The sequence below is a fragment of the Reyranella sp. genome, from assembly GCF_004297265.1.
Lineage (GTDB): Bacteria > Pseudomonadota > Alphaproteobacteria > Reyranellales > Reyranellaceae > Reyranella.
Window position 1 is genome coordinate 31,776 of record NZ_SCUT01000009.1, and the last position, 24,233, is coordinate 56,008.

The following is a 24,233-nucleotide window of genomic DNA, read 5'->3' on the forward strand; positions in this document are numbered from 1 at the left end:
CCGCTCTCACCTCGCCGCAAGCCGCAGGCCGGCAACGGCCATGACGGCCGCCAGGACGAATCGCACCATGCGGTCGGAGATGCGAAGAATCGCGGCGGTGCCGACGGCTGCGCCCAGGAGCGCGACACAGGCGAAGAGCGGAAGCTCCGGCGCGAATTGTTGGCCGGTGAGGAGAGTGCCCGCCATTGCGGTCAACGAATTGCCGAGGATGAACGGCGCCGACAGGCCAGCGGCTTCCTTGGGCCGGGCCCAGCCGAGCACGATCAGTGCGGGCGCGATGAAGACGCCGCCGCCGATGCCGGAGAGTCCGGAGAGAAAACCCGCCGCCGCCCCGATGCCCGCCAGACCTACCCTTGAGGCCGCGACGCCCGGCAGGAGGGCAGTTGCGGGCCTCACGACCATCAGCACGGCCGCCGCGAGCAGCAGAGCGCCGGTCACGGACGTATAGAGTCCCGACGGCAGGGCGATCACGCCGCCGACGAACGCAGCGGGAAGCGCAGGGACGGCCAGCGACATCAACATATGCCAGTCGATCAACCCGGCCGCGTGGAGCCGCCAGCTCGTATAGGACGCCGCAACGACATTCATGGCGAGCGCCGTTGGCCGAAGCTGGTCGACCGGAACGCCGGCCATGGCCATGACTGCGAGAAAGCCCGTCCCGCCAGCTTGGCCGACGGTGGCGTAGACGACCGAAATGGCGAACAGCGCCAGCGCGATGAGCATGATGATCGCCCCTCAGTCGAAGCCGACGTACCTCACGAATTCCGCTGCGGGCGTCCGCTCGGAGCGGACGGCGTTGGCGGGAAACGAGTCGTCGGGATAGCCCAAGGCGACGCAGGTCATGATCGCCTCATCGTCGGAAATGCCCGCGACCTCGCGCACGATATCTGACCGGGCGATGCCCTGCCCGTTCACCACGGCGCCGATGCCGCGATCCCACGCCGCCAGCACGATGCCGTAACACAGCGCGCCCAGGTCGAAGTGGCAGGTGGCGCCGGGATCGAGGACGCGGTCGTAGGTGAGCACCAGAGAGACCGGCGCATCGAACTGGCGGAAGCCGCGCATCACCCAGTCTTGGCGCATCGCCTTGTCGTCGCGCGCGATGCCCATGGCGGCGAAGAGCTGCTTGGCGATGTCGACCTGGCGTTGGCGATGGGCGCCCTCATAGGGACCGTGGGTGAAGATGTCCCGCTTCGAGGGCTTGCCCGCCGCCATCTCCTCCATGTTGCGCCGGCGCACCTCGTCGAGCGGCGCGCCGGTCAGCACATGCACGTGCCACGGCTGGCTGTTCATCGACGACGGCGCACGCTTGGCATCCTCGATGATCTCCTGGATCACCGACTTCGAGATCGCCTTCTTCGCGAAGCCGCGCGTGCTGCGGCGACTATGCACCAGTTCCCGGAAGTCCATGTTTCCTCATACGCCGTGTTGGAAACAGGATAACAGGCGCTTCCTATTCGCGAACCCAGGCCGCGCGGCGGGTTCCGTATGCCGGGCGACCCCAAGAATAGACGGATTCGAGCAGAATCTGAGCTACGCGGCGGCCTGTAAGCGCCGGGGCGGCATTGCCTGGGCGATCTTCAGTTCGCGGGTGAGTTCGGGAATCGTCAGCATTCCCGGGCGCAGCAGCAGGCGGGCCACGCCGGAATTGCGGCGGTTCTCCTCAGGCCACAGAGCGCGCCGCGCCAGCGAGCGCGAATCGTCGTATTTGCTGGCCCGCAGCGCGATGATCGACGCCGCGAGGCAGCGCTGTTCCCATTCGCCGAATGTGCCGACTCCGCGGCCCAGTGCGGCGAGAATCGTGGTGATGGCCGAAACGGCCAACCTCTTCTTGTCTTCGGAAGACAGACCTTCGGATGAGAGGGCGAGCGATTTGCGGAGCGATTCGATTTCGGACATCGGCGCGTTATACTCATTCAAGCGCGTCTGTGAAGTGCGAAGACTCGTCGTCGAGGAATTCAGCACCATGAACGCACTCAGCGTCCCGATCGGAGTTCCGTCCGGCTCCAGGGCAGCCAAGCGCAGAATCCGCCAACGAGCCCGGCTGTGCCGCCAAATCCGGCCATCTCGAACGTAATCCTGCAACCCTCAGCCGTCCGAATACTGCCGATCGAGCTGACGCGGCCGGTGCTGGACGAAAAGAGTGGCGCCGAGGGAAGTGCCAAAAGCAGGACCGTTGGCGGAGCCCCCACGAGGAGCCCGCCAGTCGCAGCGGCACAAAGACCGATCCGGCCCTGGCGACGGGCGCACAATGCCGCCGGAAGTCCGACGACCAGGGCATAGACAAGCGCCACGCCGGTGAACAGGGAGAACGCACGTAATTGCGGACCGGGCTGCCATGCTGCGGCCCGTACTCCGGCTGCAACGCTTCCGCTTCACTGTCGGCGCATCCCGTGACTCCCGTCAGGCAACGACCGCACCCGGGCTTTCCAGAAAGATTCTGAGCGCGTTCATTCTCACCCCTTCCCCATGACAGTAACACGGGTTCCGATGGAACGACTTCGCGGCCGGTTGACTCCTCCACATATCTATCGGTAGCATAATTACAGGCGCTACAACCTGAGGAAGCGTCGAGGGGAACGAATGAAAAGGCGATCGCTTCTGGCGTTTGGAGGCGCCTGCGCGCTGTGCGGCTGCGCAGGCGCGGTGCATCAACTACCGCAGGTCAGCGACAGTCATCTCAGCCTCGCTCAGAGCGAAGTGCAGGGCGCTGGCGGCCCACCCCAACGCCGGGTGCTGACAGACGAACAGGTCGACGAAATCATGCGTTCCGCCCTCGCCCGCATCCGGCCACCGGCCGACCGGATGTGCCGCGAGATGAACGTCGGCGTATGCGACTGGCGCTTCATGGGGTCGGCGAACCGCTCGATGAACGCCGGCGCGGGCGCCAACGGCCTGATCTTCGTCAATCGCGGCGTGGTCGAATATGCCTCGAACGAGGAGGAAGTTTGCCTCGTGTTCGCACACGAGATCGGCCACCAGGCGGCGAATCACATCGCCACGAGCCAGCGTAACCAGATGACAGGCGCGCTGATAGGCGCAATCCTCCTGGGTGCGGCCGGCGCGGCCGCATCCTATCGCAGCCCCTATGTCGGCCAGGTGACGCGCTCGGCGATGGATGCCGGCGCCAACCTCGGCGGCGCGGTCGGCCGCATCTCGTTCTCCAAGGAGCAGGAGCGCGAAGCCGACTATCTCGCCGCGGTGATCCTCTATCGCTCGGATATCGACCTCGACAAGGCACGCGGCATGCTGGTGACCCTGGCCCGTTCGTCGGGACGCCGCGACACTGGCATGCTCGACACCCATCCCGCGGGGCCCGACCGCCTTGCGAGCTGGGACCGCGCTGTCGCGGAGATACGCGCATCGCAGGGTGCGTTGCCGGCGCGGGCGTAAGCGGAGCCTGTGACCTCCGACGGACGTCACTCGCAGCGACGCGCCAGACTAGTCACGTTGCCGGCGCGAGGGCTTGTCCACCCAGCGCCAGGTGCGGGACGCTTCGACCAGGTGGTCGACGAAGGACGAGACGCGCAGCGAGACGGCGGAGTTCTTGTAGTAGACCGCATGCATCGCCTGTGTGGTGCCCGGATTTTGGTCGGCCAGCACTTCGACCAGGGCGCCGCGGGCGCGGTCGCCGTCGGTCATGAAGTCCGACAGGCATACGATCCCCTGCCCGTTCAGGGCGAGCTGGTGCAGGACCTCGCCGCTGCTGGCAGCGATGTCGGGGCGGATGTGCAGCGCCTTGTCGCTGCCGTGGCGCAGTGGCCAAACGTTCAGGCTGTCGGGCTGGCTGAAGCCCAGCAGCATGTGCCCGCTCCCGGGTGCCAGAAGCTCGTCCGCGCTGTCGGGCAGACCGTGGCGCTTGATGTAGGCGGGGCTGGCCAGAAGGCGGATGCGGCAATGGCCCAGCAACCGGCTGTGTAGAGTCGAATCCTTCAGCGGGCCGATGCGGATTGCGAGATCGATGCGCCGCTCCAGCAGGTCGACATAGCCCTCGTTGTTGCTGAGTTCCAGCTCGACCAGCGGGTAGCGCCGCCGATAGCCGTCCATCAGCGGCGCCAGCACATGAAGCATGACCGGCGTCGAAGCGTCGATGCGGAGCGGGCCGGAGGGCTGGCCATGCCGCTGCACCAGCCGTTCCTCGGCTGCCTGCACCGACGCGAGGATGGCCCGCGCATCCTCGAGGAAGCCGCAGCCCTCGTCCGTCAGGTCGAGGCGGCGCGTCGTGCGGCGCAGCAGGGTCGTGCGCAGCGACTTCTCCAGCCGGCGCAGCAGGCGACTGGTGGTGGAAACGGGCTGCCCCAGCCGCAGCGCCGCGGCGGTCAGCGAGCCGGTGTCGACCACGGTGAGGAAGACCTCGATCTCTTCCAGGGAGAATTTCATCTTGCCATTTTTAGCAAAAGTCTTTGCGGGCTGCAGGTGCTTATCGGCAAAAGCGGGAACGCAATATTGGGCGGTATCCGTTCAGCCCCAACGCGTAGTGCCCCAGCATGCCGACTTCCGCCGCGTCTCCCGTCAACACCAGCGCCTCGAGTATCAGCGCCTTCTGGCCTCTCCTCGCCCTCGCCATCGGTGCCTTCGGCATCGGCACGACCGAGTTCGGTCCGATGGGCATGCTGCCGACCATCGCCCAGGGCGTGGATGTCTCCATCCCGACTGCCGGCCTGCTGGTCTCGGCCTATGCGGTGGGCGTCCTGGTCGGCGCGCCGGTAATGACCTTGCTGCTGGCGCGCTGGCCGCGCCGCCGGGCGCTGATCGCTTTGATGGCCATCTTCACCGCCGGCAACCTCTTCTCGGCAGTGGCGCCCGACTACACGAGCCTGCTGTTCGCGCGGCTGATCACCAGCTTCAACCACGGTGCCTTCTTCGGCCTGGGCTCGCTGGTCGCCGCCAGCCTCGTGCCGCGCGAGAGGCAGGCGAGCGCGGTGGCAGCCATGTTCATGGGCCTGACGATCGCCAATGTCGGCGGCGTGCCGGCCGCGACCTGGTTCGGCCAGGCGATCGGATGGCGCGCATCCTTTGCCGCCATCGCTCTGCTGGGCCTCCTCGCCATGACTTCGCTGCGGCTCGCTCTGCCGGCGGGAAGCGCGGGAGAGCGAGTCGACGTGCGTGCCGAACTGCGCGTCATCAGGCGGCCCGCCGTGCTGATGGCGCTCACCACCACGGTGATGGGCGCCGGCGCGATGTTCACGCTCTACACCTACATCAGCCCGTCGCTGCAGACCCTCTCCAATGCCTCGCCGGGCTTCATCACCGCGATGCTGATGCTGATCGGAGTCGGCTTCACGATCGGCAATGCCGTCGGAGGCAAGCTGGCGGACCGCTCGGTCGACGGCGCGCTGATCGCCTTCCTGTCGTTGCTGGTCGTCTCGATGCTGGCCTTCCCGTGGTTCGCTGCCAGCAAGCCTGGCGTGGCGATCGGTCTACTCGTCTGGGGCACGGCCGCCTTTGCCGTGGTGCCGCCGCTGCAGATGCGGGTGATGCGCGCCGCCACCGGCGCGCCAGGCCTCGCCTCGTCGGTGAACATCGGCGCGTTCAACCTCGGCAACGCGTTGGGCGCCGCACTCGGCGCCGAGATGTTGCGGGCGGGCTTCGGCTACGGCGCCGTGGCGGTCTCGGGCGCCATGTTGGCGGCGGTGAGCCTGGTGCTCCTACTGGCGCAGATGCAGGTCACGCGCCGGCAGCTTGCCGCCGAGGCGCCGGGCTGCGATTGAAACTGGCTAGGCCTCGTCCGGATCTTCCTCGACGTCCTTGATCGCGATCGCGTCGGCGAAGCGCCGGGCCACGACGGGGAGGCCCGCCGCCTCGGCGACGCGCAGGCCCTCGCGGTTGGCGTCGAGACGCGCGAAATCCTCCGGCGGCGCGGCGGCCAGCGCCCGCTGGATGAGGTCGATGGCCTCGCTGAATTTCCCCTGATTCCGCAGGGCAGCCGCCACCTTGATGGCGTCGTCGAGGCTGCTCATGAATTCCTCCTGATGCGAACTTCTCAACGGCGAGCGGATGTGGGAGTTGCCTCGAGCAGGCCGCTTGCCGCGCCGGCCACCGCTGCGGCGGCGATGACCGGGAGCAGCTCGGAGCACTCGAACTAGAGCTGCGGGAAGAGCCGCGGCCCCCTCGCATAGGGGATCACCATCGCCCCCGGCCCGCCATTGACCAATTGGTCGACCGTATCGACCAATGCGCGCGGCGATACCGGCTTCGTGATCAGGGGCCGCAGCGCCAGTTCGTGCGGCAAGGTGCTGGCGTCGTCGGCAATCACCGCGAACGGCACCTGTTCCGCGGCCAGCCAGTCGGCAACGGCGAAGGGCGCACTTCGGCGGGAGTCGACGTCGATCACGGCCGCGTCGAGGCGGCCGCTCCTCACGAGCCGTTCCACCTCGCCCTGGCTGCCGGCAGGCCCGACGATGCGGTAGCCGGCATCGCGCAGATGCTTCTGCATTTCGAGCGCCAACGGGAGCTGATCTTCGACGATCAGGATACGGCCGCGCGGGGGACGGTCGACCGTCCCGGCATATCCGCAGGGTGGGAAGACTTCAGCGCCATCGGCCTGGGAATCCAGGTCTGAAGACCATTCAGGCCGGTAGGCTGCCGACCTTGCGATCATGACGAACCTCCTAAATGTTGCGTGATTGGATGGAAGGGAAGCGCCCGCCGCGCGGGCGGCGAACGCTCCTCTCCCCCTGTCGGACGCCGCGCCTACTGCTTCGAAAGGCGTGGCGTGGAACCCGACTCGATGCGGATGGCGCGGGCCTTCTTCTCCTCCGGAATCTCGCGCTTCAGCTCGATCGTCAGAAGTCCGTTCGCCAAGCCGGCCCCAACCACTTTCACGTGGTCCGCGAGCTGGAAGCGACGCTCGAACTCCCGCGCGGCGATACCGCGATAGAGATACTCCTTCTCTTCCGAGCCGGGCTGGGCCTTGCCGGTCACGAGAAGCTCCTCCTCCTTCTGGGTGATGCTGAGCTCGGCCTCCGAGAAGCCTGCCACCGCCATGACGATGCGGTAGGTATCGTCGCCGGCCTTCTCGATATTGTACGGAGGATAGCCCTGGGCGCCCTGGCTCACCACGGAATCGAGCATGTGGAACACCCGGTCGAACCCGACCGTGTCACGATAGAAAGGGGAAAAATCGAAAGCGGTACGCATGTTCATCCTCCACTCCTGAGCGATGGTTTTGCGAAGCGGTCCCCCGAAGGGCGACCGGCTGACGATCTAGGTTCGGCCCGGTGGCCTTCAAGTCGCCGCCTCCAGATTTTTTTGCGGTCGGTCCTCCGCGCGCCGCCAACCTGTGTGGCGGGAGAGACCGGCAGTCAGGGGACCGAGACGATGATCAACGTGGAGATGGGCCGCACCTGCGCGCCGAACGGCGCGACCACCGCCCGCAGCGACCCCACCGGATCGCGCAGGTCGTAGAAGCCGGTGAAGCGCTGGCGCAAGAGATTGCCGTCGGTCACGACGATCCAGCCGCCATGGTACCGGCGCAGTCGGTCGATCGCGTCGCCGACCGTCGACCCATCGGCGTTCAGCCTGTGGCGGCGCCAAGAGCCCGCGCCGGAGTCGTTGACGGGGCCCTGCTCGATCGTTCCGTCAGCCCGGGCAACGAGCTGTTCGCCGGCCTGCAACCGCCGCAACACCGGTCCCCTTACTCCCTGCCCCGTTTCCGGAGATGGCATCCTGACCTCGACGGAACCGTCCTCAACCGCGACGCTGACGGCCTCGTCGGCGAGCCGGACGTTGAAGGCCGTGCCCGTGACGACGACCGACACGCCGCCGGCTTTTACGATGAAAGGGCGCGCGTCGCCGGACTTCACCTTGAAGAACGCTTCTCCGGAACGAAGCTTCAACCGCCGGTCCGTCGCGCTGAACTGCACGTCGAGGGCGCTGGCGGCCCCCAGCTCGACGAGCGACCCGTCCGGCAGGTCGACATTCCGGTGCTCGGCGGTCGTCGTCACGTGATCCACACCGAAATTCTTCACCAGCGAGGGCGCGCAGAAGGACAGGACCAGCACCGCAAGGAGGGAAACGCCCACCACCCCCCAGCGCCGACTGCGGGACGGTCGCGACAGATCGCGCGCCAGGCGTTTCTGCGCCTTCGCTTGCCGAATGAGGTCCCTGCCGGGCGTGCTTGTTGTCATCTTCATTCATCCAAGCCGGCATCGACGTCGAGCCATATCCCACCATGGCCCACCAACCGGCAAATACTCCCGACAACGTTCTATGCCAGGACTGGGCGCCGGTCGACGTCTCCCGCGGCAGCAACGCGGACGGCCGTCACACCATGGTATCGCCTCCCGCACCCTCTCGCCGCGGCGGGGTGGGCGTCGCGGCGCCGACAGCCGCCATCGCAGCCTGTTTCGCCACGGCGGAATGCACTAGTCTGTTCCTGCAAGGATCAGGGGATGCAATGTCAGGCAATCACGATCACGCTCATGACCACGGGCATGACCACAGGCATGACCACGAGCATGGGTCCGAGTTGTCGGAGATGCAGCTTCGCGTCCGCGCGCTCGAAACCATTCTGACCGAGAAGGGTTACGTCGATCCGGCGGCGCTCGACTCGATCATCGAAACCTACGAGACGAAGATCGGGCCGCATATCGGGGCGCGGGTCGTGGCGCGGGCCTGGGCGGACCCTGAGTTCCGCACGGCGCTGCTCATGGACGCCAGCAAAGCGATCGCTCAGCTCGGGCTCGAGCAGAAGGTCGGCGATCACCTGATTGCCGTCGAGAACACACCGACCACGCACAACATGATCGTCTGCACCCTGTGCTCCTGCTATCCGTGGGATCTGCTCGGCCTGCCGCCGGCCTGGTATAAGTCCGCGCCCTACCGCGCCCGCACGGTCAAGGAGCCGCGCAAGGTGCTGGCCGATTTCGGCGTGACGCTGCCCGACGAGACGAAGGTCCGCGTGTGGGACTCCACGGCCGAGACGCGTTTCATCGTGCTGCCGATGCGGCCCGCTGCGACCGAGGGATGGTCCGAGGAGAAGCTCGCCGGGCTGGTCACCCGCGATTCGATGATCGGCACCGGCTTACCGAAGGAAGTGAACGAGGTGGCGGCATGAACGGCGTGCACGACATGGGCGGCATGGACGGCTTCGGCCATGTCGCGCCCGATCCTCACGAAGTCCCCTTCCATGACGACTGGCAGGCGCGTTCCTTCGCCCTCAACCGGGTCATGGGCTCGGCCGGCGAATGGAACATCGACGTCGGCCGCTACTGGATCGAGACCTTGCCGCCGGCAGTCTATCTCTCCTCTTCCTACTACAAGAAGTGGTTCTTGCGCCTCGAGCGCCTCTGCCTCGACCGGGGCCTCGTCTCAGAATCCGAGCTGGTCAGCGGCCATTCGAGCGGTCCGGGCCGCCCCCTGAAGCGCAAGCCGCTGTCGGGCCCGAAGGCCGGCGTCGGCATAAGCCGCCCGAACTACGACCAGCCGTCGCGAGCGCCTGCTGTCTTCGAGATCGGCCAGAAGGTGCGCGCCCGAAACATCCATCCCCGCTCCCACACGCGCCTTCCGCGCTTCGCCCGCGGCCATATCGGCACGATCGAGCGCATCCAGGGCTGCCACACCTTTCCCGACGCGATGGTCGAGAAGGGTATCGAGCAGGGCGAATGGCTCTACACCGTGGTGTTCGACGGGCGGGAGCTGTGGGGGCCGGACGCGGAAGACGGCGCCACCGTCTCCATCGAGGCGTTCGAGCCGTACCTGGAGCCGGCGTGATGGCTTCGGATCTCGCATCCATTCGCGAGGCACTCAACGCTCTGCCGGGTATTCCCTGCGAAGGCGAGGCGCCGGTCTTCGCGGAACCGTGGCAGGCCCAGGCTTTCGCCATGGTGCTCACCTTGCAGCAACGCGGCGTCTTTTCCTGGAACGAGTGGGCCGAGGAGCTTGGCGCGCAGATCAAGTCCGCCATCGCGGGCGGCGACCCCGACGACGGGTCGACCTACTATCGCCACTGGCTGGCGACACTCGAACGGCTCGTGGCGCGCAAGGGCATCGCGTCGACGGAAGCGCTCGACCGCTATTACCACGCCTGGGACCATGCAGCCGATCGTACGCCGCACGGCCAGACGATCGAGCTCAGGGCAGACGACTTTCGATGAACGACGCGAAGATCCGGACCGGCGGATGCCATTGCGGTGCAGTGCGTTTCGAGGTGACGCTCAGCGACGGCTTCAACTCGATCCGCCGCTGCACCTGTTCCTTCTGCCGCATGCGTGGCGCCGTCGTGACCATGGCGGAGATGGGCGGGATCAAATTCCTGCAGGGCGAGGAGGCGCTGACCAGCTACCGCTTCCACACCGGGACGGCACAGCACTTCTTCTGTTCGCGCTGCGGGATCTACACGCATCACCAGCGGCGATCAGACACCAGCCTCTATGCCGTGAACGTGGCCTGTCTCGACGGGGTCAGCCCGTTCGACTTCGCCGAAGTGCCCGTCATGGACGGCATCAACCATACCAACGACACCGGCAAGCCCACGCGGCGGGCCGGCACACTGCGGTTCATCCCGGCCGACTGAAGATTGCCGGGAACGGCTGTGCGCCCGGCGGGTTACTCGGATCCTGACCATCCGGAGAGGAGTGGCACATGGACCACAGCAAGCATGTCCGCCTGGCGGCCGAAGAACTCACCGCGGAAGTCCTCAAGGACGCCACCATCTACGGCCCGGGCGACGAGAAGATCGGCTCGGTCGCCCATTTGCACGGCTCGGGCTCGACGGCCCAGGTCGTGATCGATGTCGGCGGCTTCCTCGGCATCGGTGCCAAGCCGGTGGGTGTCCTGATCGCCGGCCTCGACTTCATGCGCGACGAGGACGGCGACGTCCATGCGGTGACGGGCTGGACGAAGGACCAGCTCAAGGCGATGCCCGAGCACGGCGACCGCTAGGTCGCGCGCTGCAACCTGGAGGCCGTCCAACCCGCCACCGCAGCCCCGAACAGAAGCAAGAAATCCATGCCGGCGACTGGCCAGAGGTGAGGCTGCGAGAGGCTGCGCCACAGGTGATCGCCAGTTGTGAGCCCGTTGAGGGTCACCGCCACGACCGCCAGCGCGGCGATTGCCGCGCACTGCTCCCGCCAGGCCACGCGCGGACGGCTCCACGCGTGAACGAACGTCAGCAGCCACATCACGTAGAAAGCCCAGATCTCGAGCTCGCGGCGTTCGAGGCCCCATGCCGAGGCGTTCGGCGGCAACAGCCTGTTGGCGACGAAGAAGGCGAGCGTGGCCGCCACGATCCCGCTGACGAAGCCGACCGTCAGCGCCTCGACGAAGCGTACACCACGCAGACTGAGCTGGGTATGGCGCTTGCGGCGCGATTCCAGCCAGAAGAGGAATCCCGTGGCGATCAGGACACAGCCCGCGAGGCCCAGCGCGAAGTAGAGCCAGCGCAGACTCCAGTGATCGAACTGGATGAAGTGGAACCCGGTGATGAAGCGATGGACGTTCATCACGGGCTTCCCCGTGTTGCTTGAAAGGATGGCGCCCGTGCCGGCGTCGAGGTAGAGCGCGTCGACCGGCATGGTCACGCGATCGTCGACGAACGAGCGGCGCACCTCGACATAGGCGTTGGCGTCGCCCCGGTGGAACACCCGGAACAATTGCGGTGTCCCCCCTTCCCACCGACGCGATGCCTCCGCGACCATGGCATCCAGCGATGCCAAGGGCGGCCCCGGCCGGTTGAGCCGCGGCCGCCCGTAGATGCCGTAGGACTCCTGCACGAAGGCCTGCCGGTCGCCGCGATAGGACATCTCCCAGGCACCGGAGAAGTAGACCGTGAAGAAGATGACCAGACCCGACAGGGTGATGAAGAAGTGGAAGGGCAGCCCGAGCACGCCTGTGACATTGTGCAGGTCCAGCACGACCCGCCGCGGCTTCCGGTCGGACCGGAAGGTGAAGAAGTCGGCGAAGATCTTCCGATGGATGACCACGCCGGACACACAGAGCGCCAGCATCGCCATCCCTGCAAAGCCTACGATCCAGAGGCCCAGCGACCAGGCCTTGATGTGCAGGTTGACGTGGAACGGATAGATGAATCCCGATCCCCCCCACGTGCCGGCGTCCGGAAGAAGGGCCGACGTCGAGGGATCGGCGTGGCGGTACCGCAGCCGGCCCGCGCCGTCCAGGTAGCCAACCCGGGCGACGGGTTCGCGATCGTCTGGAAAGAGAACAAGCCATTGTGGCGATGCACCGATCACGGGCTGCAGTTCGCGGGCGAGCGCATCGACCGATTTCAGCTCGGCTGGCACCAGCCGCGTGGCGGGCATCATCCAGCGATCGATCTCACGGTCGAACACCGACAGGGTACCCATCCAGAAGACCGCGAACAGCACCGCGCCGACGCAGACGCCCGCCCAGGTGTGCAGCCAGCTCATGGAGGCGCGGAAGGTCTGCTCCATGTCGAGCCCGCGCCTCCGAGCGCTAGAAATCCGCCGTCAGCGACAGGCGGAAGGTGCGCGGCGCGCCGAGGAACATGAACGTCGCCGTCTGGTTGCTGCCCGCCCAGTAGTTGGCATCGAGGATGTTGTCGACGTCGAAGCGGGCCACCAGCATCTTGCCCTTCGCGCCTGGATTCTCGAACGTGTAACGCGCGCCAAGATCGAAGCGGGTCCATTGCGGCATCATGCGCCGTGGATAGGTCGTGTCGATGTACTGCGGGCCGGTGTAGATGGCACGCCCCGCGAGGGTGAGGCCCGGTACGAACGGCAGGTCGACCTCGCCCGACAGGTTCAGCGTGAACTGCGGCGTGAAAGGCGCGATCCAGCCATCGGCCGCCCCGCCCTGCGTCTTGGCGAGCACCGGGTTGAGGAACATGGCGCCCCCCAGGAGCCGGAACCCCTTGGCCGGTTCGCCGAACATGTTCAGCTCGAGGCCCTGGTTGACCTGCTGGCCGTTCACGCTCTGCGTGTTGGTCGCCGTGTTGGTGATCACGCTGGGCTGCGTGATCTGGAACAGCGCCGCGGTGGTCGTGAAGGTGCCCCAGTCGACCTTCACGCCGACCTCGATCTGATTGGACACGTAGGGCGGCAGGATCGTGCCGGCATTGGCGAACGGCACTTGCACCACGGTACCCTGCTGCAGGCCCTGGATGTAGTTGCCGTAGAGCGAGACGTTCTCGAGCGGCTTCACGATCAGCGCCACGGCCGGGCTGACGACGGTCTGGTCGTAGCTGGCCGTCAGGGCGCCGGTCACGGCGTTGAAATTGGCGGACTGGACATTCTGGGCGCGCAGGCCGGCCGTGAGCTGGACGCGGTTGTTCAGCGAGAAGATCGTGTCGGCGATGCCAATGCTGTTGAAACCGGACGTCGAGGTCTTGTTCGCCGCCGGCGTCGGTATGTTCGGCCGCGCGATCAAGGTCGAATTGTAGATGTTGGTCGCGAAGGCGCCGCCCGGCTGCGAGACGTTGACCTGGCCGTTGTCCTGCTGAAGGGTCGAAGCGGTGAGCGCAAGCTCGTGGTTGACGTCGGCCGTGCTGAACAGGGCGCGCAGGCCGCCCTGGGCGGTCAGGCTCGTCGTGTACTGGCTGAAATTGAGCGGCGCCAGCGCCGTGCCCGCGCCGTTGAAATTCGTGATCGTCGTCGCCGCCGAATAGAGGCCGCCCATCCGGTAGTCGTGTGCGCCGGCCGAGGCGTAGAGCGTGACGTTGTCGGTGATGTCCATCTCGAGCCGGAAAACGCCGAAGGCATCCTTGCGGCCCTGAAAGCCCCAGGGCTGCGCGGTAGGATTGCTGCGGGCGCTCGGCGCATACGGGAGTTGCACGCCCGGCGCCAGGGTCAGGTAGGGCGTGATGCCCGAAATGTACTGGTTCTGGTATCCCAGATCGGCCGAGAGCCGCACGCGCTCGCCGCGGACATCGAAGCCGAGGACTGCCAGCGCCCTCTGGTCGGCATTGTACTGGATGTCGGTCTGGCCGCCCCGGAACACGCCGTTGAAGCGCACGCCGAATTCCTTGTCCTCGCCGAAGCGGCGTCCGAAATCGATGTGCCCGCCAAACTGGCTGCCGGAGATGTAGCTCGCCGTCGCCTGGGTCAGATCCTCATTGGGCGCCCGCTTCGGCACGACGTTGACATTGCCGCCGATCGACCCGAAGGGCGGGATGCCGTTCAGCAGCGCACTCGGTCCCTTCAGAACCTCCACTCGCTCGGCCATCTCCGCCATGATCGACGAGTTGGGCAGCATTCCATAAAGGCCGCCATACGAGGTGTCGGAATTGTCGACGGGAAAGCCGCGGATCTTGACCTGATCGGTGCCGGGACTGTTGTCGCCCCGGGTGATCCGGACCGACGGGTCGTCGATCAGCACGTCTCGCACGGTCTTTGCCTGCTGGTCCTGCGCTTTCTTGGCGGTGTAGTTCGACTGATTGAACGGCGTGTCCATCACGGCGCGATTGCCGAGCAGGCCGAGCTGACCGCCGGTCGCGACCTGCCCGCCCGCATAGACCGGGGGCGCGTTGTCGATCATCGCCTGCGGCGGCACGATGAACGCACCCTGTACCTGCACGGGATCGAGCTGCAGGGCGCCGCCGGCGTCCGGCACACCGGAGATCGTGACCGTGTTGGCCGAGGTGAAGCGGAAGGTCACGCCGGTTCCCGCGAGCAACAGTTGCAGGGCATGCTCGGCCGTCATGCTGCCGCCGATCGCAGTGCTCGTCTTGCCGGCGACGGCTGAGTTGTTGACGACGATCTGCACGCCTGCCTGCTGGCCGAAGGCGGTCAGGGCCTGCGCCAGTGGCTGTGACGGCACATTGAAGGTCGCCGGGCGGCCGGCCTGTGCCTGTTGCGGTCCGCCAGCCGCGACGCCCTGAGCGAGCACGTCGCCGGCCATCAGGGAACCTGCCGCTACGGCGGCAACCGTGATCCTCGCAAACACAGACTTCTCCCCCGAAAGTCCGTTGCCGGCGGGTCACGGAACTCGACGCCGCGGGCAACACGCCCGCACTCGCGGAACAAGACTGATGGGGACGGTTCGACTTAAGCAGAAATCGCAAAAAAGTTCGCGCCGCGCCTAGCCTCATTCCGAGTCCGATCGGATCACGAATGCCAACCTCATGCTGAGGAGCGCTCCGACGGAGCGCGTCTTGAACTCCTCAGGATAAGTTGGTGCGGGTCGACTTGAAGCGGAAAGACTCTAACGCTTCGAAATGACCGACAGGTAGGGCGTGATCTGGCTGAGCTTGCCGTGCTGGGATTCGGCCAGCGCGTTCAATGCTTCGCGTGGCTGGGTGAGATCGATGACGCCCGAGATCGACCGGCCGTTCATCGAACCGTCACGAACGACGATCATGCCCGGCAGATAGCGGCCGAGGATCTCCACCATGTCGCCCACGGTGGCGTCGTGCACCACCAGGCGGCGCGAGCGCCACGAGGCGACCGTGGACGGCACGACCTGTTCCTGCCGCGCGGACCTCGCCTGCCGGTCGAAGACGAGACGGTCGCCCATGCCGAGGCGGCTGACTTCGGCCACGCCCGGCGACGCCACCTCGACCGTGCCGGACTGGACGGCGACCGTCACCGTGCTCGCGAGCTTGTCGACGCTGAACGCGGTGCCCGTGACGCGCACCGACAGATCGGCTGCGTTCACCCGGAATGGCCGATCCGGATTCGGATGGACTTGGAAGAAGGCCTGCCCGGCGAGAAGGATCACTTTCCGCTCGGCCCCGGAATAGTCGACGGCGATCGCACTGTCGGCATCGAGGCTCGCCAGGCTGCCGTCGGGAAGGACGACATCGCTCAATTCGGCGACGCCTGTGATGTGATCGGCCTCGAGATGGCGCTGAATCACCGGCGCCGCAACCAGCAGCAGGCAGGCGGCGGCCAGCAGGGCGCCGGCGCTCGCCCAGAAGATGCGCGGTCGCCTGCGTGGCTTCAGCGGCAGGATGTCGGCGGGCGTGGCCGGCGTCGCGATCAATTCCGGCGGGAGCTTGCCCAGGCGCGCCCATGTGTGCTCGGCCGAACGGAACGCCGCACGGTGGGCTTCATTCTGCTGCAACCAGCTCTCGAATTCGTTTCGCAGCGCGCCGTCGCCGGGAGACCCTTCGAGCCGCAGGAGCCAGTGCGCCGCCTGAAGCCGGACCGGATTGTTCTTGCTGTTGGTTCCGTTCACGAAGGTTTCCCCGGTTCGAGGCAGCGGAAGCTGCCATCCTCCCCGACACCTAGACGGTTGTCGCGGCGCCAACTTAAGAACGCCCGGCAAAAAATGTTGCCGCTACCTGTCCTCGTCGCCGAGCAGGCGCTGCATGGCATGCACCAGCGCCTCGGCCACGATCTGGTGGGTGCGCGGGACGGAGAGTTTGAGACGGTCCGCCACTTCCTGAAGCGGCCGTTCCTCGAGCTTGTACATGCGGAAGGCGAGCTGGGTCCGTTCGGGCAGTTCCTGGATCGCGTCGAGCAGCGCCCGGAACTCGTCGCGCTGCAACACGACGTCCTCGGCGGTCGGGGTCGACGCGGGCAGCACCTGCCAAGTCGCGCTCTCCGGCGACTGCGGCACTTCCCTCACCCGGCGCTTGGCCCAGTCGAGCGCCAGGTTCCGGACGATGGAATAGAGGTAGCTCAGCGGATGGCCGATCTCCTGCCCCTTGGCGTCCCGCGACGACAGGCGCAGCCAGGCTTCCTGCACGACATCCTCGGCGACCGCCCGGTCGCCCAGGAACTTGTTGGCATAGTTCAGCAGGTCGTCGCGATGCTCGATGTAGACGGACAGGGACGTGGACGAGGGTGCCAAAAGTCGACCAGAAATGCGAATGATTCGCAACACCTATAGGCGGATCGTCACCTGAAATCAATCGGTCCGCATCGCGTCGACGCCCTGACAGCTACGGCTGCGGGCGACAATGTCGCCCTTTTCCTCGCACGCCGGTCCCCCTAGAACGGCTTCCCGAGGAGCATCAGCAGCAGAGGACAAGCCCTTGAACGGTCGAACGTTGGCGAATGCCATCATGGTGTCCGTCACCATTCTGATCGGGTTGATCTTCGCCGAAGGCGCCGCGCGCGTCCTGGCAGGACTGCCCCTCACCCAGCTCGAACTGCCCGTCCGCCTGGTGAACATCGGCAACGATACGACGGCCGAGCGCCTCGACGACGTGCCGCGGGCACCGTCGGTCGAGCGGGCCTGGTTCTTCAGCGATCCGCCGCCGCTGCCCAATCGCAAGCCGGTGCCGCCCGAGGCGATGGAGCTCGACCGTACCCTGCAGAAGGCGGGCACCCCGTTCCAATCCCCCGAGGTCTTCAAGATCTGGAACTCGGTGCTGGTGGGCGATCCCTGCAAGAGCCCGTTCTTCGCCAACGCGCCGGGTTCGCTCGAACTCTTCGATCCCGAGGACGGCAAGCCCAACCCGCCCTTCCGCTTCAGACCGGACACCACCTCGCCGATCGGGCTGGTGACCAACGATCTGGGCTGGCGCGGCGCGCCGATCGATTTCGCGCGCGCGCCGAAGACCATCCGCATCGTGTTCGCCGGCGCCTCGACGACGGCCGACACGCACCAGATGCCCTATTCCTATCCGGAGTTCATCGCGCACTGGCTGAACCTGTGGGCGGCGAAGAACCGACCCGACCTCAAGATCGAGGTCGCCAGCGCGGCCCGCGAATCGATCAACTCCGAGGGAATCGAGTCGATCGTCCGCACCGAGATCGTGCCGGCGCGGCCGGACCTGGTGATCTATCATGAGGGCGGCAACCAGTTCAGGCTGGAGAGCCTGGTGGCGTCGATGCCCCAGGGCGAGAAGCCGCAGCCGATGAAGCCGCGCGAGCCGCCTGGACCTGCGTGGCTCAACGTACTGGCGCGCTATTCGGATATCGTGCGCCGCATCCAGGTCCTGCGCGCCTCCGACGAGCTGCCGTCCACAGGACTGGAGGCGCCCAAGCCCGACTACCAGCTCACCTGGCCGAAGGATCTGTCCGAGACCGATCCCGACCTCGCGCGCAAGGACCTGCCGGTGTCGCTCACTCAGATCCTGGGTGACCTCGACCGGATCCAGGCCGACCTGAAGCCCATCGATGCCGAGCTGGCGGTCACCTCGTTCCTGTGGATGGTGAAGGACGGGCTGAAGCTCGACCCGGTCCGCAATCGCATGATCTGGGATTACCTGAACCTCTACATGTACCCTTGGCGCTATCGCGACCTCGAGCGGCTGGCCAACTTCCAGAACCGGGTGCTGAAGAAATACACGCAGGAACACGGCATCGACTTCATCGACGTCGCCGGCCGCATGCCGTTCGATCCCGACCTCTATGCCGACGGCGTCCACACGACCTATCCCGGCACGCGCATGAAGGGTTGGGTGATCCTGCAGCAGCTCGTTCCGCTGATCGAGGCACGCCTGAAGTCGGGCGCCTGGCCCAGGCCGCAGCCGGCGATGGACAGCACGCCGCCCTGGTTCAAGACGCCGCCGCGCCGCATCGAGGTTCACTGCAAGTAGGGAGGTCGCCGGCCGCAATGCTGCCGGCTCACTCCAGCCTGGGAGCCGCAGCGTCGGATTTCTTTGAATCCCGGCGCAACCATTCTCGGCATTCTCACAACGTCGTGAGTTCCTTCAGTAGCATTGAAACCAGTCACACTCACTCTGCGTAGTACACCCGAGGCGACGCCTTAGGTTCCGTCTACGGAGTTTGGAATTAGACATGCCGGCAAACGATCATTTGAAACAGCTTATGGTCGACAACCTCAAGGATTGCGCACTTGTACTGCTCGATACGGACGGCAGAGTCTTGAGTTGGAATGCCGGGGCGACGAACCTGCTCGGCTACGAAGAGGCCCAGGCGGTCGGGCGGGCCTACGGAAGCATCCTCCCGCCTGAGTCCTGTGACTGCGACGGCGCACCCCTGTCGCTGGCCATAGCCCGCAAGAAGGGCCGGCACGAAGAGATCTGCCAGCGGACCCACAGAAACGGGGCGCGTCGGGCACTGAGAGAAGTCGTCATTTCCCTACGCGACTCCCGGCGCAACCTGGTCGCGTTCGGCCTCATGATGCAGTCGCTCGAAGCCGCCCTGCAGAGCGGACCCCGAGCTGGCCGCGGGTCGGCAATCGGCGAGAGCACCTCGCTTCCCAAGGTCCTTGTGGTCGATGACGACGACCAGGTCCGCATGACGGCCGAGGCCACGCTCAAGGACCTGGACTATGAAGTGCTCGCAGTTGCGAGTGGCGCGGAGGCGCTGGACATCCTGAGACGTGACGACAGTATCGATGTGCTCTTCACCGACGTGGTGATGCCCGGCATGGATGGCGGCGAGCTTGCGGAACAGGCGCGGCTGCTCAGGCCCGACCTCAGGGTCCTCTTTACGTCAGGCTACTTCGCCCACGCTTTGATCCGGAGAGGCAACATCACGCCGAACACCAACCTTCTGGTGAAGCCCTATCGCCCGAGAGACCTTGCCCGGAAAATGAAGGTGATCCTGGCGGATGACGTTCCCGGAGATGGCGATCGCCCGGAAGCCGGACACGGCTAGCATTGCGGCGCACGCGCCAGGACGATGCGCGCATACTCCGGCGGTTCGTACCATGCGCATCGCCGCCCTGCTGTTGGTCTTGCTGCTCGCATGGACCGGCCCGTCGGCCTCCGCCATGACTTTCTGGGCGCTCACCCTTCCGGAGGGCCGGCGGATCGTCCTGGCCGAGGGGTAGGTTGCCGAGGGCGATGCCGGCCGCCTGAAAGTCGCGCTGTGATTCGACCGATCGCGACGTACTCGGACACAAGGTGCTGGCGCTGGACAGTCCAGGCGGCCTTGTTGTCGAAGCCTTTGCCATGGTCGATGTGATGGAATGCAACGCATCTCGACCCTGTTTCGGTCGGGCGCGGAGTATGCCTCGCCCTGCGCCATCATCGGCGAGCGGCGCGCCGCCGGCGACGATTGCCATCCTCCCGGCGGACGGCGCATGGTGGGTCACGCCGTGGACGGCGAAGGGGAGAGAGCGACGGTGCGGACATTGGGCAACATTCTGTGGCACATCCCGTTCCTCGGGTTCCTCACAGCGGCCTTCTATTGGCTGCTTGGCCTGCTGCTCACGCTGCTGGTCGTCACCGCGCCGCTGGGGCTCGGGCTGATGGAGTTCGGCAAGTTCCTGCTGGCGCCGTTCGGCAACGAGATGGTGAGCAGGTCCGATCTCGACATGCCGCAGAACCCGGTGTGGCGCGCCTACTCGACCTTGGTGATGATCCTCTACCTGCCGTTCGGCGTGGTGTTCGTGATCCTGAACGCGATCCAGGTGTTCGCGCTGTGCCTGTCGATCGTCGGCATCCCGGTTGCCCTGGTGATCGCCAAGTCGCTCGGCACCGTGCTCAACCCGGTGAACAAGGTCTGCGTGCCGTCGGCGGTCGCCGAAGAGATGGCGCGCCGCAACGCCCGCGCCGAGATCGACCGGCGCCGCGGCTGATACCATCATTCCGAACGAGCGCGCGATCAGCAGGAAGCCGCGTCTCCGCCGCCGCTTCCGTCCGCCGGCGGCCGAAGAACGTCCGCCGCAGCCCTGTCCTCCGCGAGTTCCTCGGCCAGCTTCTGCTGGACATAGCGGCGTTGTGCCTCGTCGAGCTGCCCGCTCGCGAGTTGCTTCGTCAGGTTCTCGATATTTTTCCGGCGGATGAAGTCCTGCATGGCCATGCGCCCCTCCGGCGTTGGACTGCAGCCCCATGCAATACCCTACGCCTGCAAGACGCAACCTGCAGACGCCTACGCCAGATATGCGAAACGCGTGGGTGGCAGCGCCTCGCCGGGTTCAGCCCCCGAAGGCAGCGCCGAGGAGAGCCGGTCCGCCAAGGGCCTTGCCAACGCCTTGTCCAACGAAAAACATGCAACGTCGCCAACGGTCGCCTGTTGGCGGAACCAGCATGTCTTCAGCGGAGGTTCCATGTCGATGAAAGTGCCGTTCGCGGCGATGTTCCTGATCCTGGCCGGCTGCAGCAGCGGCGGCAGCGCCGGCACCACCGGCGGCAACCCCGGCGCCACCGGTGCGGCGTCGGAGCGCTACATGGGCGTCCGATCCAACGTCAACGCGACCTGGACCGGCGCCACCAGCTCCTCGACCATGCTCGAGCAGCGGATCAAGGAAGATTCGGCGCGCGGCGCCGCCAGCGGCGGCGGCGACACGAAATACTGAGCCCGCCACACCAAGAACAGGCCGGGATTGGCACGATAGCTTGCCAGCCCCATGCCCCTCGGCTACGCAACTCCCTCCAGCAACGAAGCGGTCCGAGTTCACCTTGCCTAAGTAACACCGGTCTCAGCAGTTCCCCGATCGTGCGGCGACGCGATGCGACGCCGCCTGTCCTTGCGCATGCGCATGAGTGCCTGCGCGCGTGAGCCCGTCGGGTGGCGGTTCGAGACCGGTTTGGCATCGCTGACCACCGCCTCCAGGACTGCTTCATTCATTCGCGTCCGCTTCAGATCATCCCTGCCACGCCGCGCCCCTGACCAGAGGGGGCCTCGCTCCAGCCGCCGCCTCGCCGGGCTTCCCAACGGGAAGATCCAACCGGCGTGTCCAATATCCATCCCCAGACCCTGCGCGTGCAGTGGACGATGACTCCCCGAACCGAGCCGCAACCCTGGCTCCATTGCAGCCGCTGCCGCGGCCCGCGCGGCTTCCGCAGCAGCGGCCGCATTCGGCTCAACGCCAACGGCCGGCGCGTCGACGCCTGGCTCGTCTACCGATGCGCCGACTGCGACGGCACCTGGAACCGCCCGATCGTCGAGCGCCGCGCCGTCGGCACGCTCGACCGCGAATACCTGCGGGCGCTGCAGTCGAACGACCCCACCCTCGTTCGCACCCTCGCCTTCGATGTCGCCGCGCTGAAGCGCTGGACCGATCGCATGCAGGAGTTCGACGACGTGCTGGTGACGCAGTGCGTCCTCGAAGAACCACGCCGGATGCCGGTGCTGAGACTGGAGATCGAGTGCCGCGTACCGCACCCGATCGGTCTGCGCACCGACCGGCTTCTAGCGAGTGAGTTGCGACTGTCGCGGAGTGCGGTTCGGCGGATGGCAAAGGCGGGGATGATCCGGACGGTGCCGGAGGGCGCCGATCTTCGACGGCTGGTGCGGGATGGGATGCAGGTGGTCGTCGAGACAGCGCAGGCCGTGCCTTCGGTGTGCTTTACCCAATGACGCGGACGGACAATCAGTCAGTCTGAGATCCGTTCCCGGAATGGATTGGTCGGTTATCAGCCCATTCCTCCAAGGTGCAAACACGACATCAATCAGGCTGTTCGGAGCGTACGCGGGCGGCTCAGTTCGGCACGCTGGCCAGGATGGCGGGCGAGTCGAGCCAGGCGCGGGCCTTGTCCGCCTGCTTGAACACGCGCATTGGCCTCTTGGGGACGGCGAGGATCCCCAGCAACCGCGCCACCTGCCAGTAATTCTCGTCGCGCACGACGAGGGCGAGCGGACCGATCGCGGAGCCGGCGGCAATGTGCAGGGATCGAAGGCGAACGCCCACCGAGAGCAGCTCCGTCGGACCCATCAGAGTCTCGCCCAGGAGGCCGTCGAACAGCTTGCGGTAGCCCAGGATGCTCGAACTGGCGACGACGTCCAGCATGCGATGGAACTCGGCGAGTTCGACGGCGCCCTCCGCGACGGCCACCAGGAGCTTGGCCCGCGAATCGATCGTCCAGTGGAGCGGCATGCCTTCGGCGATCCTGTAGAGAAGCGCAGTCATTTAGCGGCTACGATGCAGAGGACGCAACGGTCTTCAGAAGGCCCTGGCCCTGGTGCCGTCCTGCAGGGCCGCGCCCAGCGCGACGGCGATGTCGGTCCGGGCAGCTCCCTTCCTTCAAGACTGCGCTGAAGCGCGCCAGGTGGCTGGTGGTGCTCCATAGGCGCGAGCGAATGCACGGTTGAAGGAAGCTTCGCTTGCGTACCCGGCATTGAAGGCAATGTCGGCGATCGCCTGCCGAGTGGTCGCAAGCGCAACGCTCGCGAGATAGAGACGCCACTCGCGTACGTACTGAATTGGCGAGATGTCGAGTACCGCTCGAAAGCGCTCCGCGAACACGCTGCGGGAGATTCTCGCTGCGTCCGCAAGAGCCTCCAGCGACCATTCCCTGCGCGGGTCCTCGTGGATGATGGAAAGACAACGGGACAGGGACGGATCGGCGAGAGCAGCAAGCCAGCCGACCGCCCGCGGCGCAGAGGTCACGATCTGGTGTCGCAGAACCTCGATGAAGATGATTTCGGTGAGCCGCGGAACCATCGAGACGCTACCGGCGCGCGGCCGATCGACCTCGGTGATCATCTGGCGAACCGTTGAATCGAGCCAGCTTGGACCGCCGCTCGCTCCGGGACGGACATGGACGAACTCCGGAAGAGACCGGCTGAAGGGAGAAAACCCCAGAGCCTCGCACTGCAGGTAACCACACAGCATTCGCACGCCGGCCACGTCGTCCCCGTAGCGCAGCAGCGGAACCTCCCGCCATGGCTTCGGCGGCAGATCCTTGGTTGGCGTGACCAGTCTGCCATCGCGGCCACTTCCGAGCTGATGGCCCGAGCCGAAGGGGAACAGCACCACGTCACCGGCTTCCAGTGTGGTCTGGTCATCCGCGAACCTGAGCCAGCACGTCCCCTCGGCGACAATGTGGAACGGGATCACCCCGCTGCCCCGGCTGGACGCCAGGGAATTGAAGGCGGGCGTTGCATCGGTCTGCCAGCTACCACTCGGCATGAAGCAGAACTGCAGAGAGCCGGAAAGCCTTATCGTCGACAGAAGTGACGACAGCACGTCATCCAGAGCGACGCCGCGGGCACTTTCAGGATTCTCGGACAATCTATACGGCATGGCGGCCAAATACGCCCGACGGGCGCTCCAGTATCACTCACGCGTCAACCCGAACACTGGAGATTACAATGACACAACAAACTGACAAGCTCGTCGTTCTCGTGACGAAGGGCATCGACTCCGAGCTCTCGTCGGTGGCGTTCACGATTGCCAATGGCGGCATCACCGCAGGCCTCAAGGTATCTGTGTTTCTGACCAGCACAGCCATCGACCTCGTGCGCAAGGGAGGCCACGCGATGACCCATGTGGCGCCGCTCGATCCGCTCGCCGCACTGATCGCGGATTTCCAGAAGCGCGGCGGCACCATCTGGGCCTGCCCTCCCTGCGTCAAGGCGCGTGGTTACGAGCAGGCCGACCTGATCGAGGGCGTAACCATCACCGGCGCCAGCGCCATGCACGCGCAGATCAAGGAGGGCGCGGCAACGCTATCGTTCTGACGGTCCGCCTCTGTGGCTGCGGCGCCTACGCTCGGTCGCCGTGAC

At 66.1% G+C, this 24,233-nt stretch carries 29 protein-coding genes; 14 read left to right on the forward strand and 15 right to left on the reverse strand.

Annotation, left to right across the window (positions count from 1 at the left end; genetic code table 11):
- Positions 1–6: 6 nt before the first annotated feature.
- From EPO41_RS03010 to EPO41_RS03020, 3 genes are all read right to left on the reverse strand, one after another.
- Positions 7–723, reverse strand: a complete 717-nt coding sequence (locus EPO41_RS03010; RefSeq protein WP_296320183.1) for a sulfite exporter TauE/SafE family protein — start codon at positions 721–723, stop codon at positions 7–9.
- Positions 724–735: 12 nt separating this feature from the next.
- Positions 736–1,410, reverse strand: coding sequence for a nitroreductase (locus EPO41_RS03015; protein WP_296320186.1), 675 nt, complete (start codon positions 1,408–1,410; stop codon positions 736–738).
- A 123-nt stretch (positions 1,411–1,533) separates the two neighbouring features.
- Positions 1,534–1,899, reverse strand: a complete 366-nt coding sequence (locus EPO41_RS03020) for a hypothetical protein (protein ID WP_296320190.1) — start codon at positions 1,897–1,899, stop codon at positions 1,534–1,536.
- A gap of 864 nt (positions 1,900–2,763) precedes the next feature.
- Here EPO41_RS03020 and EPO41_RS03025 point away from each other — a divergent pair.
- A complete protein-coding gene (locus EPO41_RS03025) occupies positions 2,764–3,393 on the forward strand; it encodes a M48 family metallopeptidase (RefSeq protein WP_296320195.1) in 630 nt (209 codons plus the stop codon).
- 48 nt (positions 3,394–3,441) lie between these two features.
- On the opposite strand, the gene EPO41_RS03030 is transcribed toward EPO41_RS03025, so the two are convergent.
- Positions 3,442–4,380, reverse strand: a complete 939-nt coding sequence (locus EPO41_RS03030; RefSeq protein ID WP_296320197.1) for a LysR substrate-binding domain-containing protein — start codon at positions 4,378–4,380, stop codon at positions 3,442–3,444.
- Between the two features lie 107 nt (positions 4,381–4,487).
- On the opposite strand from EPO41_RS03030, the gene EPO41_RS03035 reads away from it, so the two are divergent.
- Positions 4,488–5,711 (forward strand): MFS transporter, encoded by a 1,224-nt coding sequence (locus tag EPO41_RS03035; protein WP_296320199.1) that lies wholly within the window; start codon positions 4,488–4,490, stop codon positions 5,709–5,711.
- Positions 5,712–5,717: 6 nt separating this feature from the next.
- Here the strand turns inward: EPO41_RS03035 and EPO41_RS03040 are convergent, their stop codons facing one another.
- The 4 genes from EPO41_RS03040 to EPO41_RS03055 all read right to left on the reverse strand — a co-directional run bounded on the left by EPO41_RS03040 (position 5,718) and on the right by EPO41_RS03055 (position 8,129).
- Positions 5,718–5,960 (reverse strand): hypothetical protein, encoded by a 243-nt coding sequence (locus tag EPO41_RS03040; protein ID WP_296320201.1) that lies wholly within the window; start codon positions 5,958–5,960, stop codon positions 5,718–5,720.
- A gap of 122 nt (positions 5,961–6,082) precedes the next feature.
- The gene (locus tag EPO41_RS03045) at positions 6,083–6,601 is read right to left on the reverse strand and encodes a hypothetical protein (RefSeq protein ID WP_296320203.1); all 519 of its coding nucleotides are present in this window, start codon (positions 6,599–6,601) and stop codon (positions 6,083–6,085) included.
- 92 nt (positions 6,602–6,693) lie between these two features.
- The gene (locus tag EPO41_RS03050) at positions 6,694–7,140 is read right to left on the reverse strand and encodes an Hsp20 family protein (protein WP_296320206.1); all 447 of its coding nucleotides are present in this window, start codon (positions 7,138–7,140) and stop codon (positions 6,694–6,696) included.
- Positions 7,141–7,304: 164 nt separating this feature from the next.
- Positions 7,305–8,129 (reverse strand): FecR domain-containing protein, encoded by an 825-nt coding sequence (locus tag EPO41_RS03055; RefSeq protein WP_296320209.1) that lies wholly within the window; start codon positions 8,127–8,129, stop codon positions 7,305–7,307.
- Positions 8,130–8,398: 269 nt separating this feature from the next.
- Here EPO41_RS03055 and nthA point away from each other — a divergent pair, with 269 nt between their 5' ends.
- The 5 genes from nthA (at position 8,399) to EPO41_RS03080 (ending at position 10,884) form a co-directional block, all read left to right on the forward strand.
- Positions 8,399–9,058, forward strand: a complete 660-nt coding sequence (gene nthA / locus EPO41_RS03060) for a nitrile hydratase subunit alpha (protein WP_296320212.1) — start codon at positions 8,399–8,401, stop codon at positions 9,056–9,058.
- Entirely contained in the window at positions 9,055–9,714 is a 660-nt protein-coding gene (gene nthB / locus EPO41_RS03065) for a nitrile hydratase subunit beta (protein WP_296320214.1), read from the forward strand. Before nthA ends, nthB begins: the two co-directional genes overlap by 4 nt.
- The gene (locus EPO41_RS03070; protein ID WP_296320217.1) at positions 9,714–10,097 is read left to right on the forward strand and encodes a nitrile hydratase accessory protein; all 384 of its coding nucleotides are present in this window, start codon (positions 9,714–9,716) and stop codon (positions 10,095–10,097) included. Before nthB ends, EPO41_RS03070 begins: the two co-directional genes overlap by 1 nt.
- Positions 10,094–10,516, forward strand: a complete 423-nt coding sequence (locus tag EPO41_RS03075) for a GFA family protein (RefSeq protein WP_296320221.1) — start codon at positions 10,094–10,096, stop codon at positions 10,514–10,516. Before EPO41_RS03070 ends, EPO41_RS03075 begins: the two co-directional genes overlap by 4 nt.
- 68 nt (positions 10,517–10,584) lie before the next feature.
- A complete protein-coding gene (locus tag EPO41_RS03080; protein WP_296320223.1) occupies positions 10,585–10,884 on the forward strand; it encodes a PRC-barrel domain containing protein in 300 nt (99 codons plus the stop codon).
- Here the strand turns inward: EPO41_RS03080 and EPO41_RS03085 are convergent.
- The 4 genes from EPO41_RS03085 to EPO41_RS03100 form a co-directional block, all read right to left on the reverse strand.
- Positions 10,881–12,392 (reverse strand): PepSY-associated TM helix domain-containing protein, encoded by a 1,512-nt coding sequence (locus tag EPO41_RS03085; RefSeq protein WP_296320225.1) that lies wholly within the window; start codon positions 12,390–12,392, stop codon positions 10,881–10,883. The genes EPO41_RS03080 and EPO41_RS03085 overlap by 4 nt on opposite strands.
- Before the next feature lie 22 nt (positions 12,393–12,414).
- Positions 12,415–14,862 carry a TonB-dependent receptor gene (locus EPO41_RS03090; protein ID WP_296320226.1) on the reverse strand — a complete coding sequence of 816 codons (2,448 nt, stop codon included), beginning with the start codon at positions 14,860–14,862 and terminating at the stop codon, positions 12,415–12,417.
- A gap of 258 nt (positions 14,863–15,120) precedes the next feature.
- Positions 15,121–16,095, reverse strand: a complete 975-nt coding sequence (locus EPO41_RS03095; protein ID WP_296320228.1) for a FecR family protein — start codon at positions 16,093–16,095, stop codon at positions 15,121–15,123.
- Between the two features lie 102 nt (positions 16,096–16,197).
- Positions 16,198–16,713: an RNA polymerase sigma factor gene (locus EPO41_RS03100; protein ID WP_296320232.1), complete on the reverse strand. Its 516-nt coding sequence runs from the start codon at positions 16,711–16,713 to the stop codon at positions 16,198–16,200.
- Between the two features lie 214 nt (positions 16,714–16,927).
- On the opposite strand from EPO41_RS03100, the gene EPO41_RS03105 reads away from it, so the two are divergent.
- The 4 genes from EPO41_RS03105 to EPO41_RS03120 all read left to right on the forward strand — a co-directional run bounded on the left by EPO41_RS03105 (position 16,928) and on the right by EPO41_RS03120 (position 20,361).
- The gene (locus tag EPO41_RS03105) at positions 16,928–18,409 is read left to right on the forward strand and encodes a hypothetical protein (protein ID WP_296320234.1); all 1,482 of its coding nucleotides are present in this window, start codon (positions 16,928–16,930) and stop codon (positions 18,407–18,409) included.
- A 202-nt stretch (positions 18,410–18,611) separates the two neighbouring features.
- On the forward strand, positions 18,612–19,436 hold the full coding sequence (locus tag EPO41_RS03110) for a response regulator (protein ID WP_296320237.1): 825 nt from the start codon (positions 18,612–18,614) through the stop codon (positions 19,434–19,436).
- A gap of 52 nt (positions 19,437–19,488) precedes the next feature.
- Positions 19,489–19,611: a hypothetical protein gene (locus EPO41_RS03115; protein WP_296320240.1), complete on the forward strand. Its 123-nt coding sequence runs from the start codon at positions 19,489–19,491 to the stop codon at positions 19,609–19,611.
- 138 nt (positions 19,612–19,749) lie between these two features.
- Complete coding sequence (locus tag EPO41_RS03120; protein WP_296320243.1) at positions 19,750–20,361, forward strand: YccF domain-containing protein; 612 nt, start codon at positions 19,750–19,752, stop codon at positions 20,359–20,361.
- 26 nt (positions 20,362–20,387) lie between these two features.
- Here the strand turns inward: EPO41_RS03120 and EPO41_RS03125 are convergent, their stop codons facing one another.
- Positions 20,388–20,585: a hypothetical protein gene (locus EPO41_RS03125; RefSeq protein ID WP_296320246.1), complete on the reverse strand. Its 198-nt coding sequence runs from the start codon at positions 20,583–20,585 to the stop codon at positions 20,388–20,390.
- A gap of 247 nt (positions 20,586–20,832) precedes the next feature.
- On the opposite strand from EPO41_RS03125, the gene EPO41_RS03130 reads away from it, so the two are divergent.
- Both EPO41_RS03130 and EPO41_RS03135 read left to right on the forward strand, forming a co-directional pair.
- Entirely contained in the window at positions 20,833–21,081 is a 249-nt protein-coding gene (locus EPO41_RS03130; RefSeq protein WP_296320249.1) for a hypothetical protein, read from the forward strand.
- Between the two features lie 377 nt (positions 21,082–21,458).
- Positions 21,459–22,085, forward strand: coding sequence for a DUF1062 domain-containing protein (locus tag EPO41_RS03135; protein ID WP_296320251.1), 627 nt, complete (start codon positions 21,459–21,461; stop codon positions 22,083–22,085).
- 121 nt (positions 22,086–22,206) lie between these two features.
- Here EPO41_RS03135 and EPO41_RS03140 read toward each other — a convergent pair whose 3' ends face one another.
- Together EPO41_RS03140 and EPO41_RS03145 are read right to left on the reverse strand one after the other, a co-directional pair.
- Positions 22,207–22,635: a hypothetical protein gene (locus EPO41_RS03140; RefSeq protein ID WP_296320253.1), complete on the reverse strand. Its 429-nt coding sequence runs from the start codon at positions 22,633–22,635 to the stop codon at positions 22,207–22,209.
- A 114-nt stretch (positions 22,636–22,749) separates the two neighbouring features.
- On the reverse strand, positions 22,750–23,751 hold the full coding sequence (locus tag EPO41_RS03145) for an AraC family transcriptional regulator (RefSeq protein WP_296320256.1): 1,002 nt from the start codon (positions 23,749–23,751) through the stop codon (positions 22,750–22,752).
- A gap of 68 nt (positions 23,752–23,819) precedes the next feature.
- On the opposite strand from EPO41_RS03145, the gene EPO41_RS03150 reads away from it, so the two are divergent.
- The gene (locus EPO41_RS03150; RefSeq protein WP_296320259.1) at positions 23,820–24,188 is read left to right on the forward strand and encodes a DsrE family protein; all 369 of its coding nucleotides are present in this window, start codon (positions 23,820–23,822) and stop codon (positions 24,186–24,188) included.
- The last annotated feature ends 45 nt before the right edge of the window (positions 24,189–24,233 follow it).

Coding starts and splice junctions, on each gene's coding strand:
- EPO41_RS03105 (WP_296320234.1), top strand. CDS start 16,928: ATGGTGTCCGTCACCATTCTGATCGGGTTGATCTTCGCCGAAGGCGCC.
- EPO41_RS03050 (WP_296320206.1), bottom strand. CDS start 7,140: ATGCGTACCGCTTTCGATTTTTCCCCTTTCTATCGTGACACGGTCGGG.
- EPO41_RS03130 (WP_296320249.1), top strand. CDS start 20,833: ATGTCGATGAAAGTGCCGTTCGCGGCGATGTTCCTGATCCTGGCCGGC.
- EPO41_RS03035 (WP_296320199.1), top strand. CDS start 4,488: ATGCCGACTTCCGCCGCGTCTCCCGTCAACACCAGCGCCTCGAGTATC.
- EPO41_RS03110 (WP_296320237.1), top strand. CDS start 18,612: ATGCCGGCAAACGATCATTTGAAACAGCTTATGGTCGACAACCTCAAG.
- EPO41_RS03020 (WP_296320190.1), bottom strand. CDS start 1,899: ATGTCCGAAATCGAATCGCTCCGCAAATCGCTCGCCCTCTCATCCGAA.
- EPO41_RS03010 (WP_296320183.1), bottom strand. CDS start 723: ATGCTCATCGCGCTGGCGCTGTTCGCCATTTCGGTCGTCTACGCCACC.
- EPO41_RS03045 (WP_296320203.1), bottom strand. CDS start 6,601: ATGATCGCAAGGTCGGCAGCCTACCGGCCTGAATGGTCTTCAGACCTG.
- EPO41_RS03015 (WP_296320186.1), bottom strand. CDS start 1,410: ATGGACTTCCGGGAACTGGTGCATAGTCGCCGCAGCACGCGCGGCTTC.
- EPO41_RS03030 (WP_296320197.1), bottom strand. CDS start 4,380: ATGAAATTCTCCCTGGAAGAGATCGAGGTCTTCCTCACCGTGGTCGAC.
- EPO41_RS03115 (WP_296320240.1), top strand. CDS start 19,489: ATGCGCATCGCCGCCCTGCTGTTGGTCTTGCTGCTCGCATGGACCGGC.
- nthB (WP_296320214.1), top strand. CDS start 9,055: ATGAACGGCGTGCACGACATGGGCGGCATGGACGGCTTCGGCCATGTC.
- EPO41_RS03070 (WP_296320217.1), top strand. CDS start 9,714: ATGGCTTCGGATCTCGCATCCATTCGCGAGGCACTCAACGCTCTGCCG.
- EPO41_RS03080 (WP_296320223.1), top strand. CDS start 10,585: ATGGACCACAGCAAGCATGTCCGCCTGGCGGCCGAAGAACTCACCGCG.
- EPO41_RS03085 (WP_296320225.1), bottom strand. CDS start 12,392: ATGGAGCAGACCTTCCGCGCCTCCATGAGCTGGCTGCACACCTGGGCG.
- EPO41_RS03025 (WP_296320195.1), top strand. CDS start 2,764: ATGCGTTCCGCCCTCGCCCGCATCCGGCCACCGGCCGACCGGATGTGC.
- EPO41_RS03055 (WP_296320209.1), bottom strand. CDS start 8,129: ATGACAACAAGCACGCCCGGCAGGGACCTCATTCGGCAAGCGAAGGCG.
- EPO41_RS03040 (WP_296320201.1), bottom strand. CDS start 5,960: ATGAGCAGCCTCGACGACGCCATCAAGGTGGCGGCTGCCCTGCGGAAT.
- nthA (WP_296320212.1), top strand. CDS start 8,399: ATGTCAGGCAATCACGATCACGCTCATGACCACGGGCATGACCACAGG.
- EPO41_RS03125 (WP_296320246.1), bottom strand. CDS start 20,585: ATGGCCATGCAGGACTTCATCCGCCGGAAAAATATCGAGAACCTGACG.
- EPO41_RS03140 (WP_296320253.1), bottom strand. CDS start 22,635: ATGACTGCGCTTCTCTACAGGATCGCCGAAGGCATGCCGCTCCACTGG.
- EPO41_RS03145 (WP_296320256.1), bottom strand. CDS start 23,751: ATGCCGTATAGATTGTCCGAGAATCCTGAAAGTGCCCGCGGCGTCGCT.
- EPO41_RS03075 (WP_296320221.1), top strand. CDS start 10,094: ATGAACGACGCGAAGATCCGGACCGGCGGATGCCATTGCGGTGCAGTG.
- EPO41_RS03120 (WP_296320243.1), top strand. CDS start 19,750: ATGCAACGCATCTCGACCCTGTTTCGGTCGGGCGCGGAGTATGCCTCG.
- EPO41_RS03150 (WP_296320259.1), top strand. CDS start 23,820: ATGACACAACAAACTGACAAGCTCGTCGTTCTCGTGACGAAGGGCATC.